This is a genomic window from Microbacterium sp. S1037, assembly GCF_048381605.1.
GTDB classification, from domain to species: domain Bacteria; phylum Actinomycetota; class Actinomycetes; order Actinomycetales; family Microbacteriaceae; genus Microbacterium; species Microbacterium testaceum_B.
This window is the reverse complement of the sequence record NZ_JBLWIG010000001.1, coordinates 938,922-950,821: the sequence shown is the minus strand read 5'-3', so window position 1 is coordinate 950,821 and position 11,900 is coordinate 938,922. Positions and strand designations below refer to the sequence as shown.

Here is an 11,900-nt window from a genome sequence, read left to right as displayed (position 1 = left end):
TCCGCTCAGCCCCCTAACCCAGCACCGCCTCGGCGAGTGCCCGGATCCCCGCCGCGATATCGACGGAGGAGACGGCCTCGTCGGGGTGGTGACTGATCCCGTCGGGGTTGCGGAGGAACAGCATCCCCACCCCCGTGACGGCCCCGATCGCCATCGCGTCGTGACCGGCGCGACTGAACAGGGTCGGGGCCTCCCCACCGATACCCGCCCGAACGACGTCCTGCAGCAGCGGCTCGCAAACACCGCGGGCGCGGAGTGCACCCTGCGGGCACGCCAGCGGATGCCGCGCCCACCCCGGCAACTCCGCCGGACGCTAGCGGGAAGACCGCCACACAAGGCCGCCACGGTCTTCATTCCCCGTCCGTGAAGCGACCTAAAGCCGCGTCGCCTCACCCCGCACCGACACACCACCCACCACTGGGACCTCGACCCCCAGCACACTCGGCCGCCCCACGTGCTTCCCCTGACGCACCGTGAACCCGAACGGTGCCGGCACACCCACCCGATCGCGCAGATACGCGCCCAGCGACGCGGCGGCGGACCCGGTCGCGGGATCCTCCGTGATGTCGCCGACCGGGAAGAGGTTGCGCGCCTCGGCGACGAGACCGTCCGCCACCTCACCGCCCACGTGGACGACGATGACGGTCCCCCGCCAGTCCCGCTCGTCCATCAGGGCGCGCAGCGCCGCGGGGTCGAAGCCGAACTCATCGAACCTATCCCGGGAGGCCACCGCAACCACCGGGTGCACGTTGCCCGCGAAGGCTTGGGCGAGTGGCATCCGGGAATCCAGGTCATCACGCGTCAGGCCGAGAAGAGCGAGGATACGGTCGGCGGTGTCGTCGTCGAGGTCGTCCACGTGAGGTTCGACGCTCGTGAAGCCCGCGACGATCCGCGCGCCCTCGGCCGTCGTGACCACCTCGACGGGCCCGGCGGCCGTGTCGAACGTGAACGGGCCGACGCCCTCGGCCTCGGCGAGCGCCACCGCCGTGGCGATCGTCGCGTGTCCGCAGAACGGAACCTCCGCGCCGGGCGAAAAGTAGCGCACGCGCAGCCGCCGCCCGTCGCGCTCCGTCACGAACGCCGTCTCGGGGTGCCCCAGGTCGGTCGCGATGCGCTGCATCTCGGTGTCGTCGAGGGCCGTGGCATCCAGGACCACACCCGCGGGGTTGCCGCCGCCCGGAACTTCGGCGAAAGCGAGCAGCTGCAGGATGCCAGGGGGCTCGGTCATGCGACGATTCTCGCCGACCGCGCCCGGCACGGGAGGAGACCAGTCGCGGGTTCGTGGACTGGTCGCCTAGGTTCAGCGCCGCTCCGCCCCCAACCCCAGCACCGCCTCGGCGAGTGCCCGGATCCCCGCCGCGACGTCGGCGGAGGAGACGGCCTCGTCGGGGTGGTGACTGATCCCGTCGGGGTTGCGGAGGAACAGCATCCCCACCCCGGTGATGGCCCCGATCGCCATCGCGTCGTGACCGGCGCGACTGAACAAGGTCGGGGCCTCACCACCGATACCCGCGCGCACGACGTCCTGCAGCAGCGGCTCGCAGAACACCGCCGGCGCGGAGTGCACCTCGCGTGACCGCCAGCGCAGGCCGCGGCGGCCCATGATGGCATCCAGTTCCGCCGAGATCTGATCCCACGTGTGGTCGCGGGTCTCGTCGAACTCGCCGCGCAGGTCGAGTGAGAACACCGCCTCACCGGGCACGACGTTCACCGCTCCCGGAAACGCCTCCAGCTGCCCAACTGTGCCGACGATGTGGTGCTCGGCGCGGCAGATGCGCTCCACCGCGAGTGCCGCCTCGCTCGCCCCGAGGAGCGCGTCGCGGCGCATGTCATACGGCGTCCCACCGGCGTGCCGCGCCTCGCCCTCGACGACCAGCTGGAACCGCCGCGCCGACGCGATCGACGACACCGCCGCGAGCGGCAACCCCGCCCGGTCGAGCTCGGGGCCCTGCTCGATGTGCGCCTCGAGATACCCGACGAGCTGGTCGGGCCGCCGCGCGGCCTCGCCGATGCGACCCGGGTCGAGACCGAACTCGCGGAATGCCTCACGCAGCGTCGAGCCGTCGGCATCCGTCAGGTCCCACCAGGCGGGATCCCACCGGCCGGCCACGGCCGACGAGCCCAGCAGCGCCTTGCCGAAGCGCGTGCCCTCTTCGTCCGAGAACGCGATCACCTCGAGCGCGAACGGAAAGGGACTGGATGCCATCCCCTCGTCGTCGACGCGGCGGAGGAGCCGCACGACCTCGAGCGCCATCAGCACACCCACGATGCCGTCGAAGCGACCGGCATCCGGAACCGTGTCGAGGTGCGAACCCATCAGCAGGGCGGGGGCATCGCGGTCTGCGGCGGGGGCGAGGCGACCGACCTGGTTGCCCGCCGCGTCTTGCCGGGTGGACATGCCGAGCTCGCGCATCCACTCGGCCGCGAGGCGGTTCACGCGGGCGTGCTCGGGCGAGAGGTAGACGCGCTCGATGCCGTCGGTCATCGACGAGACCCGCGCGAGCTCTTCGCACCGCCCCATCACGCGCCGCGCGGCCGCGGCGATGCGCTCGGGCTCGACCTGGAGCCGCGTCTTCATCCGGCGGACCCGTACACGCCCTGCGCGGCCTCGACGCCACCGCCCGCGGCGACCGACGCGCCATGGCGGCGGAGCACCGTCTCGAGGGCGGCGAGGGTGGTGAGCACGGCGTCCTTGCGCGCGTTGTAGCCCATCGTGCCGATGCGCCAGACGCGCCCGTGCAGCGGGCCGAACGACGTGCCGATCTCGATCCCGAAGTCGCTCAACAGTTCGCTGCGCACCGCGTCGCCGACGACGGCATCCGGAATCTCGACCGCGACCACGTTCGTCATCTTGTGCGCGACGTCGCCGAAGACGGTGAGGCCGAGGCCCTCGACGCCGGCGAGCATCGCGTCGCCGTGCAGCTGGTGCCGCGCGATCACCTCGTCGCGGCCCTCGAGCAGCAGCACACGGGCGCACTCGCGCGCGCCGTAGAGCATCGTGGTCGCCTCGGTGTGGTGGTTGAGGCGCCGCGGTCCCCAGTAGTCGAGGATCATCGCGAGGTCGAAGTAGTTCGAACGGATGAAGTCGGATGCCACGGCATCCCCCTCTTCCCTGATCCCCGCCTCGACGCGGGCACGCGAGCGCACCACCTCGACAGCGCGGTCGGAGAGGCTGATCGGCGCCGAGCCCGAGGGTCCGCCGAGGCACTTCTGCAGGCCCGCGGTCGCGGCATCCAGGCCCCAGGCATCCATCTCGAACGGGTTGCCACCGAGCGAGGCCGTGGCGTCGGTGTAGAACAGGGCGCCGTGGGCGCGGCAGATCTCGCCGATCTCGTCGAGCGGCTGGAGCATCGTGGTCGACGTGTCGCCCTGCACGCACGCGACGAGGTGCGGCTTCACGCGCTCGACGGCCTCGCGAATTGTCGAGACGGGGAACACCTGGCCCCACGGCACCTCGATCGTGTGGACCTCGGCGAGCGCGCGCTCGGCGATCTCTGCGAGGAGGTGCCCGAAGCGGCCGAAGACGGGCACGAGCACGCGGTCGCCGGGGCGGATGAGCGAGACCATCGCGGCCTCGATGCCGGCGCGGCTCGTGCCGTCGATGAGCAGGGTCGCGTCGTTCGCGGTGCCCCAGACCTGGCGGTAGAGCTCTTGCGTCTCGTTCATCGTCGCGGTCATGAACGGGTCGTACTGCCCGACGAGCGGCGCCCCCATCGCGCGCAGCACGCTCGGGTACGCCGAGATGGGGCCCGGGCCCATCAGCAGGCGGGCGGGCGGGTCGATCGGGCCGGGGAGGTGGGTCATCGGGACTCCGTGGTGCGGGGGTGGGCGGGGTGAAGCGGCGCGAGCGAGCCGGCGGGCCGAACTCCTGAGAATTCGGCCGCGGAGGCCGCCTGCACCGGTCTCATGGCGAGGTGGCGCGTGAATCTCAGGAGTTTCGCTCGGTGCGCCGCGCCAGCGCCGAGCGAGGAGCCGGGGCGCCGAGTCCGGGTCGTTGGCCCAGGGTGAGCGGGCCGAGCTCCTGAAGAACGCACGATGGGTGCCACCGGAATGGGCTTGGCCGCCATTTGAGGGCGAAAAGTCAGGAGTTTCGCACGGCGAGGCGACAGAGCGACACGGGTCATCGGCCGCCCCCCGCCTCGACCAGGGCCGCAAGGCGCCGCGCCAGGCGCACCAGCGCGATGTCGGTGCCCGCGCGCGACACGAGGCACACGCCGACGGGTGCGCCGTCGACCGTCAGGAGCGGTACGGAGATCGAGGGAAGGCCCGCGATCGCGGCCGGAGCCGTCATGCGCAGGGTCGCCGCGCGGACGGCGTCGACATCGGCCGTGCGCTGCGGCGCGGGGCCCGGAACGGTCGGGAACACGAGGACGGCCCCGTCGACGAGCTCGGCCAGGTGCGCCGCGATCGGTTCGAGGTCTCGACGCGCCGCGTCTTCGTCGGCGGGGGTGATCCGCGCCGCGACGGCGAAGCGCTCGGCGACCGCCGGACCCACCGCCCCGGGGTGCGCCCGCAGCCACTCGCCGTTGTTGCGCCAGGCTTCGGCCCCCTGCACGGTACGGAACGCCGTGAAGGCGGCATCCAGATCGCCCGTTTCGACGGCACGGAAGGGCGGCGGATCGTCGGATGCCGAGAGCGCGGCCAACAGCTTCGAAAACGCCTCGCGGGTCGTCGGTTCGACGCACGCGAGGATCTCGTCGGGGACGAGGAACCGCCACGGCAGGTCGCCGCCGGAGGCGCCGTAGACGTTCTCGGTCGACGCCGAGCCGTCGTAGCTGAGGCACCACTCGGCCACACGCTCGAGCGTGTCGCCGTCGCGGGTGAGCCAACCGATCGTGTCGAACGACTGAGCGAGCGGCAGCATGCCCTGTCGCGGAACGAGGTCGTGCGTCGTGCGCAGGCCCCAGAGGCCCTGGTACGACGCGGGGACGCGAATGGACCCGGCGGTGTCGGTGGCGAGGCCGATGTCGGCGTGTCCCACGGCGACGGCAGATGCGGGACCGCTCGACGATCCGCCGGGGAGCGCCCCGACGACCGCACCGTTGGGCGGGGTGCCGTAGTGCACGTTGTCGCCGGCGATCGAGTAGGCGAACTCGTCGGTGCGGGCGATGCCGCGCAGTGACGCTCCGGCGCGGAGGAGGTCGGCGACGGCGGGCGCGGTGACCTTCTCGGGCCGCGCCCCCTCGAGGTAGGTCGGGTTGCCCGCCCCGATGCGGAAACCCGCGATCGCGAACAGGTCTTTCACGGCGACGGTGAGTCCGGCAAGCGGACCTTCCCAGGCGCCCTGTTGGAAGGGGTCGCCGACGCTACGCCAGATCGACCGGTCGAGCGCGGGCGTGCGAGGGGCGACGTGGGCCGCGGTGATGAGCCAGGTGCCGTCGATGCGCTGCCACACCTGCGTCTGCAGGCCCCGGCCTCCGCCGCGGAAGCGCGAGACCGACATGAGCAGGGCGACGTCGGGCCCGAGCGGGCGATAGTGCACGTCGGTGATGTCGCGCGGGGGTACGCCGCCACGAAGTGAGCGGAACCCGCTGATCGCGTCGTGTCCGACGAGCAGCCCCGCGGGGTCGCCGCGGAGTGTGTCGGACCCCGGGGCGAAGAAGGCGTCGAGAGCGTCGAGGTCGTTCGCGACGATCGCGCGCTCGTACGCGTCGAAGGCGTCGCGGAGTTCGGCCGGGATCGTGGCATCCGTCATGGCCGTCGTCCGTTCCTGCGTGCGTCACCGTCGGGCTGGTCGGTCGAGTGTCCAAGAAACCCGGACTCTTCGGAAAAACGTCCGGGTGTTTTGGACACTGAAGCGGCAGAGCGCGCGGCGGCAGAGCGCGCGGCGGCGGACAGCGCGGCGGCATCGGCACGCAGGGCGCGACCCGGCGCGCCCGAGTTTTCAGCGCGGGCGATTGCGGCGGCGAGGGCGGGGGTCATGCGGTGTCTCCTTCGCGCTCGGGCGTTGAGTGTCCAAGAAACCCGGACTCCTCGGCGAAACCTCCGGGTGTTCTGGACACTGAAGACCGGAGCCCGGATGCCACGCCCTCGGGCTCCATCGACGGCACGCCCGCGAAGTCCGCCTCGCGGATCCGCGCGTGCACTCCCGACACGATGTCGACGACCTGCGAGATGTCGAAATCGGTCGCGGCGCTGAGGTAGGCGTAGGCGACGTGCTCGTCCATCCCCCACCGCCCGTTCAGCAGAGCGAGCGAGGCGCGGACGCACGCGCGCATCGCCTCGTCGAGGTCGACGTCCATCCCGGTCGGGACGAGGTACTCCGGCGTCCGGACCAGCGGCCCGGTGACCTCGCCGAATGCCGCGCGCGCGGCGTCCGCGGGTATCACCTCGAAGCGCAGCGTGGCGCGCAGCGACGCCTCGAGGGCGGTCAGCGCCACCTCGCCGTCGCCCTGCGCGAAGTGCGGATCGCCGACGTACGCGAGCGCGCCCTCGACCTGGACGGGGAGGAACAGCGTGGTGCCCTCGACGAGGAGGTTGATGTCGATGTTGCCGCCGTGCGTTCCGGGCGGGACCGAGTGGGGGCGCTCATCGTCCGCGACCGCGACGCCCATCGTCCCGAGGAACGGCGCGAGCGGGAACGCCACGACGGGCTCGCCGCCCTCGACGACGGGAAGCGTTCCGTGCAGGACTCCCTCTCGCTCGGCGACCGCCGCGAACACGCTGACGTTGTGCTCACCGCGCGGCAGCTCTCCGACGAGCGCGCCCTTGCCGTGGCGGTTCGAGATCACGCCGTACGGCACGCGCGGCACGAGGGTCTCTACGGTGATCTTGAGCAGGTCGCCCGGGTGCGCTCCGTCCACGTGCACGGGTCCGACGACCACGTGGGGTCCGTCGGCGACGGGATCGCGGAGAACGGATGCCGCGATCTCGACCGCATCGTCGAGCACCTGTTCGCGCGGCACCCCGTGGGCCGCGAAGTAGGCGCCCGGGTCTTTGCCCTGATCGTCGAGGATTCCCTCGTGGCTGACGGTGTCGAAGGTCACGGTCTCGCCGGACGCGATCTCGAGCACGGCGGCGTCGGCGGCGCAGGGAAGGCGACCCCAGAGGACGGTGGTCGGGGTCGCGGGGAGGTAGTGGTCACCGGGGATCGGACCGGTGCCGGGCTGCAGGATCGGGACGGGGACCTCGGACGCGGCGCGGCGCGCCTCGCCACCGCTCACGCGTCCACCGCCGCGGTTGCGCGCAGGATCTCGCGTCCCCCGCGCTCCGTCACCGCGGAGCCGCGGCGGTACACCGACTCGCCGCGGAGCCAGGTCTCTCGCACGACGCCCGTGAGCGTCTGCCCATGCCACGGTGAGACCGGATTGCGGTACTCGAGGGCGGCGGCATCCACGACGAACTCCTCATCGGGAGCGAACGCGACGAGGTGCGCCGGGGCGCCCGGCTCGATGACGCCGAGCCCGTCGAGGCCCGCGATGCGGGCCGGCCCGGTCGTGAGGAGCGGCAGGATGCTCTCGAACGCCAAGCCCCGGGCGCGGGCCGTGGAGTGCACGGCCGAAAGTCCGGTCTGCAGGCCCGCGATCCCGCCCCAGGCGAGACCGAAATCGGGGTTGCCCTTCAGCTCCACGGTCGCCGGCGAGTGGTCGCTGACGATCGCGTCGATCGTGCCGTCGACGATCCCGGCCCACAGCAGGTCGCGGTTGTCACCGCCGCGGATCGGAGGGCAGCACTTGAACGCGCCCGCCCCGTCGGGCACCGCCTCGGCGTCGAGCGTCAGGTAATGCGGGCAGGTCTCGACCGTCAGCCGCACGCCCTCGGCCTTGGCGGCGCGCACGTCGTCGAGCGCTCCCCCGTCGGCCACGTGGACGATGTGCGCTCGGGCGCCCGTGCGGCGCGCGGCCTCGATGACCCGGCGGATGGCCGCCCTCTCGCTCAGGGGCGGACGGCTGGCCTCGAAATCGCGGTAGCGCGGACCGAGCGCGCCGTCGGCGTGCAGGTGCGCGGGGTCTTCGGCGTGGACGATCAGCAGTCCGTCGAAGGTGGCGAGCTCGGCGAGGCAGCGCTCGAGCTGCTCGGCATCGAGATGTCCGAACTCGTCGATGCCGCTCGGCGACAGGAAGCACTTGAAACCCACGACCCCGGCGTCGGCGAGCTCGCGCAAGGATCCGAGATTCTCGGGCACCGCGCCACCCCAGTAGGCGACGTCGACCGCGAGCTTTCCCGCGGCGGCCGCGCGCTTGGCATCCAGAGCATCCGTCGTGGTTGTGACAGGGAGGCTGTTCAGCGGCATGTCGACGATGGTCGTCACGCCGCCGGCGGCGGCTGCGGCGGTGCCGGTCGCGAAGCCCTCCCACTCGGTGCGGCCCGGTTCGTCGAGGTGCACGTGCGAGTCGACGAGGCCCGGCAGGAGCACGGAATCGCCCGGCAGCACCGTCTCGGCCGCGGCGTCGAACGGCTCGACCGCGGTGATGACCCCGCCCTCGCTCACGACTGTCGCGGGGCGGAACTCCCCGTCGAGATAGACCCGTCGTGCGGCGATCCGTGTGCTCATACCGGCCACGCTAAGCGCCCCGCGTTTCGCAGATGTAACCGTGATCAACATTCATGCAAACACCTCGAGATTCGCCGCCTGGGGAGGAAGGGCGGGCGCAGCTGCCCCACGAGCCGGAAGCGCGTACTCGTCGCGCTTGCTCGTCCCGAGTCCCATGCGGACCATCCCGGATGCCATCCCCACCGCCGCCGCGACCCCGTCCACGACCGGGACACCGACGCGTGCCGTCAGCTCGGCGCAGAGGTCGGCCATGCCGGCGCAGCCGAGCACGATGACGTCGGCTCCGCCCGCGGCGGCGTCGGCGCTGTAACTCGCGATGGTCTCTACCGCGAGCGACCCGGTCTCCTCGAGGTCGAGCACGGGGATCCCGGTCGCGGCGAGCGACACGCACGCCCGTTCCATGCCGTACCGCGCGACGAGGTCGTGGGCACGACCGAGGGTCCGACTGAGTGTCGTGACGACCCCGAAGTGCCGACCCGACACCGTGGCCAGGTGCATCGCGGCCTCGGCGATCCCGACGACGGGAGCGTCGACCAGCTCGCGCGCCGCGTCGAGCCCCGGGTCGCCGAAGCACGCGATCACGTAGGCATCCGCGGGGCTCGCGCCGTCGCGGTCGGCGGCGACCAGCTCGACGACCGCGGCGGCAGCGGCGACCTCGTCGACGTGGCTCTCGATCGCGGACGCTCCGACCGCGGGACACACCGCGTCGACGACCACGTCGGGTCCCGCCACCCCCCGGGCGGCTTCCGCGATCTTCGCGGTCATCGCCCGGGAGGTGTTGGGGTTGATGAGCAGGATCCTCACGCGAGCGCCTCGCGCGGGCCGGCGGCGGTCGGGCGCCCGGACGCTGCTGTCCCGCGCTCCGGAACGACGGCATCCTGAACCGTCTGCGCGAGCACCGCGGGCGCCGCGGCTCCGGAGCCCGGCACCGGGGTCCCGGCATCCGCGGCCGTCTGCGCCAGCACCAGCGCCTCGGCCTCGGCCTCGGCCTCGGCGGGAGCCTCCACGGCATCCACCGTGCCGTCCGAGATGCCCTCGGTCTCGCCCTCGAACGTCGGCACCCGCGGGTCGAGACGCTCGAAGAGCAGGAAGAGCACGTAGCCGAGGCCGCAGCCGATGAACCAGCTGTAGTCGCTGATCCACGAGACGTTGAAGAGTCCCAGGTCGGCGAACAGCTTCGGGAAGACGGCGATCGCCACGGTCGGCACACCCGTCGCGATGACGGCCTTGACCGCGTTCGGGTTGAAACCGTTGCGGTACCAGTAGGGCCCCTTGGCATCCATCGTGAACATCGCGTCGACCTTCACGCGCTGACGGGCGGCGATGTAGTACCCGGCGATCAGGATGCCGAAGAGGGGACCGATCAGCGCGCCGAGGACGCCGAGCGAGTAGTGGATCGCATCGCTGTTGGAGTACCAGTTCCAGGGCATGAGGAACGTCGAGCCGACGGCGGCGATCATGCCGCCCGCGCGCCACGAGATCTTCTTCGGTGCGACATTGGAGAAGTCGAAGGCGGGCGAGATGAAGTTCGCGACGATGTTGATGCCCACCGTGGCGGTGACGAAGGTCAGGCCGCCCAGCAGGATCGCGAAGGGCGTGTCGATCTGCTCCACCGTCTTGATCGGATCGGTGATGAGCGAGCCGAACACCGGCACGGTCGCCGATGCCGTGATGACCGTCAGCAGCGAGAAGAACACGAAGTTGACGGGCAGGCCCCAGAAGTTGCCCTTCTTCACTGCGGCGAAGCTCTTGCCGTAACGGGCGAAGTCGCCGAAGTTCAGCATCGGACCGGAGAAGTACGAGACGACCAGCGCGATCGCGCCGAACATCACGGGGATCGACGCCCAGAAGTCGAGCTGGTTCGTCGACAGGGTGAACGAGATGTTCTGGATGCCGGCCTGCGACACGAGGTACACCGCGAGCACGATCATCACGACGTAGACGGCGGGGCCCGCCCAGTCGATGAAGCGGCGGATGACCTCCATGCCGTTCCAGAACAGCAGGAACTGCGCGGTCCACAGGATCGCGTACGAGATCCACCCGAGCGCCGACAGACCTGCGAACGAGACGTCGAGCAGCGCCGCGGATCCCGGCACGAACTTCAGGAAGATGATGTTCAGCGACTCCGCGGCGAGGAACGTCTGCACGCCGTACCAGGCGATCGCGATGAGGCCGCGGATGATCGCGGGGATGTTCGCACCCCGGATGCCGAACACCACACGGTTGATCACCGGGTACGGAACACCCGTCTTCTGACTGGGCTTGGCGACCATGTTCGCGAAGACCTGCACGATGACGATGCCGGCGATGAGCGCGACGAGCACCTGCCACGACTGCAGACCGAGGGCGAACAGCGAACCGGCGGTGACGTAGCCGCCGACCGAGTGCACGTCGCTCATCCAGAACGCGAAGATGTTGTAGCTCGACCACTTCTGCTTGCGCAGCGGCGCGAGGTCTTCGTTGGCGAGACGGTCGTCGTAGTGGGGCTTCATGTTGCCGCCCCCGTGGGGGTGGCCGGCGGCCTCCACGAGATCGTGGGGGCCGGTGAGCGGTGTGGAAGTCATGTCATTCCTCTCAGGACGATGGATGCCACGACGTGGAGTCCGCGGCCGGAGTGGAGCTCTGATGTGAAGTTATGGGTTCACACAACGCCGCTGGTTTCGCTCATGTAACGAGCGTGTGAAGTCGCTCCTTCACGCTCCGCGGCTCCCTAGACTCGGGGGCATGACGCAGCCCGCCACCATTGAGGAGACCGCCGTCCCCGCCGGCGGCGTCGGCGAGCGCATCCGCGCGCTGCGCACCGCGCGGGGGATCTCCGCCCGCGCGCTCGCCGCGAAGCTCGGCATCTCCCCCAGCGCCGTCTCGCAGATCGAGCGCGGGGTCATGCAGCCGAGCGTCTCGAGGCTCATCGCCATCACCGACGCGCTCGGCGTTCCGCTCGTCGCGGCCTTCGATCCGGCATCCGACCGTCCCGTCGAACCCGCCGGGCCCTCGGGCTTCACCCTTCAGCGCGCGGGGCAGTCGCCCGACATCGTGCTCGACAGCGGCGTCTCGTTCCGTCGCCTGACCCCCGGGTCGTCGCCCGGCGTCGACTACTTCGAGTCGATCTACCCGCCCGGGGCGTCCGCCCACGGCGCCGACGGCCTCTTCCATCACGAGGGCTACGAGGTCGGCACGGTCGTCGCGGGTGAGCTCACGATCGACTTCGAAGCGGAGCGCGTGATCCTGCGAGCGGGGGATGCCATCAGCTACCCCTGCTCGGTCCCCCACCGCCTGCACAACACCGGTGAGACGGATGCCGTGGCGCACTGGTTGATCGTGCACGCCTGACGCGGGGCGCGACCGCGCGGACCTGCGAAGACCTCACAGCACGGCGGAGCCCCCGCCGACCCGAAGGTCGACGGGG

11 protein-coding genes are annotated in these 11,900 nt (G+C 71.3%); 1 reads left to right on the top strand and 10 read right to left on the bottom strand.

All coding sequences use genetic code 11. The annotated features are described in order from the left end of the window. Positions 1 to 13: 13 nt before the first annotated feature. From ACMW4R_RS04185 to ACMW4R_RS04140, 10 genes are all read right to left on the bottom strand, one after another. The gene (locus tag ACMW4R_RS04185; RefSeq protein ID WP_418299243.1) at positions 14 to 301 is read right to left on the bottom strand and encodes a hypothetical protein; all 288 of its coding nucleotides are present in this window, start codon (positions 299 to 301) and stop codon (positions 14 to 16) included. A gap of 72 nt (positions 302 to 373) precedes the next feature. Then, positions 374 to 1,228, bottom strand: coding sequence for a PhzF family phenazine biosynthesis protein (locus ACMW4R_RS04180; RefSeq protein WP_418299242.1), 855 nt, complete (start codon positions 1,226 to 1,228; stop codon positions 374 to 376). Positions 1,229 to 1,300: 72 nt separating this feature from the next. Then, positions 1,301 to 2,578 (bottom strand): allantoate amidohydrolase, encoded by a 1,278-nt coding sequence (locus tag ACMW4R_RS04175; RefSeq protein ID WP_418299241.1) that lies wholly within the window; start codon positions 2,576 to 2,578, stop codon positions 1,301 to 1,303. Then, positions 2,575 to 3,804, bottom strand: coding sequence for a pyridoxal-phosphate-dependent aminotransferase family protein (locus ACMW4R_RS04170; RefSeq protein ID WP_418299240.1), 1,230 nt, complete (start codon positions 3,802 to 3,804; stop codon positions 2,575 to 2,577). Before ACMW4R_RS04170 ends, ACMW4R_RS04175 begins: the two co-directional genes overlap by 4 nt. A gap of 316 nt (positions 3,805 to 4,120) precedes the next feature. Continuing rightward, complete coding sequence (locus ACMW4R_RS04165; RefSeq protein WP_418299239.1) at positions 4,121 to 5,695, bottom strand: AtzH-like domain-containing protein; 1,575 nt, start codon at positions 5,693 to 5,695, stop codon at positions 4,121 to 4,123. After that, positions 5,692 to 5,922 carry a hypothetical protein gene (locus tag ACMW4R_RS04160; protein ID WP_418299238.1) on the bottom strand — a complete coding sequence of 77 codons (231 nt, stop codon included), beginning with the start codon at positions 5,920 to 5,922 and terminating at the stop codon, positions 5,692 to 5,694. Before ACMW4R_RS04160 ends, ACMW4R_RS04165 begins: the two co-directional genes overlap by 4 nt. Continuing rightward, positions 5,919 to 7,163 carry an acetamidase/formamidase family protein gene (locus ACMW4R_RS04155; protein ID WP_418299237.1) on the bottom strand — a complete coding sequence of 415 codons (1,245 nt, stop codon included), beginning with the start codon at positions 7,161 to 7,163 and terminating at the stop codon, positions 5,919 to 5,921. The genes ACMW4R_RS04160 and ACMW4R_RS04155 overlap by 4 nt, the downstream gene beginning before the upstream one ends. Next, positions 7,160 to 8,494, bottom strand: coding sequence for an allantoinase AllB (gene allB / locus ACMW4R_RS04150; protein WP_058596481.1), 1,335 nt, complete (start codon positions 8,492 to 8,494; stop codon positions 7,160 to 7,162). Before allB ends, ACMW4R_RS04155 begins: the two co-directional genes overlap by 4 nt. Before the next feature lie 51 nt (positions 8,495 to 8,545). Then, positions 8,546 to 9,298 (bottom strand): aspartate/glutamate racemase family protein, encoded by a 753-nt coding sequence (locus tag ACMW4R_RS04145; protein WP_418299236.1) that lies wholly within the window; start codon positions 9,296 to 9,298, stop codon positions 8,546 to 8,548. Continuing rightward, a complete protein-coding gene (locus tag ACMW4R_RS04140; protein ID WP_418299235.1) occupies positions 9,295 to 11,058 on the bottom strand; it encodes an NCS1 family nucleobase:cation symporter-1 in 1,764 nt (587 codons plus the stop codon). Before ACMW4R_RS04140 ends, ACMW4R_RS04145 begins: the two co-directional genes overlap by 4 nt. 160 nt (positions 11,059 to 11,218) lie before the next feature. Here ACMW4R_RS04140 and ACMW4R_RS04135 point away from each other — a divergent pair, with 160 nt between their 5' ends. Beyond that, on the top strand, positions 11,219 to 11,824 hold the full coding sequence (locus tag ACMW4R_RS04135; RefSeq protein WP_418299234.1) for a helix-turn-helix domain-containing protein: 606 nt from the start codon (positions 11,219 to 11,221) through the stop codon (positions 11,822 to 11,824). The last annotated feature ends 76 nt before the right edge of the window (positions 11,825 to 11,900 follow it).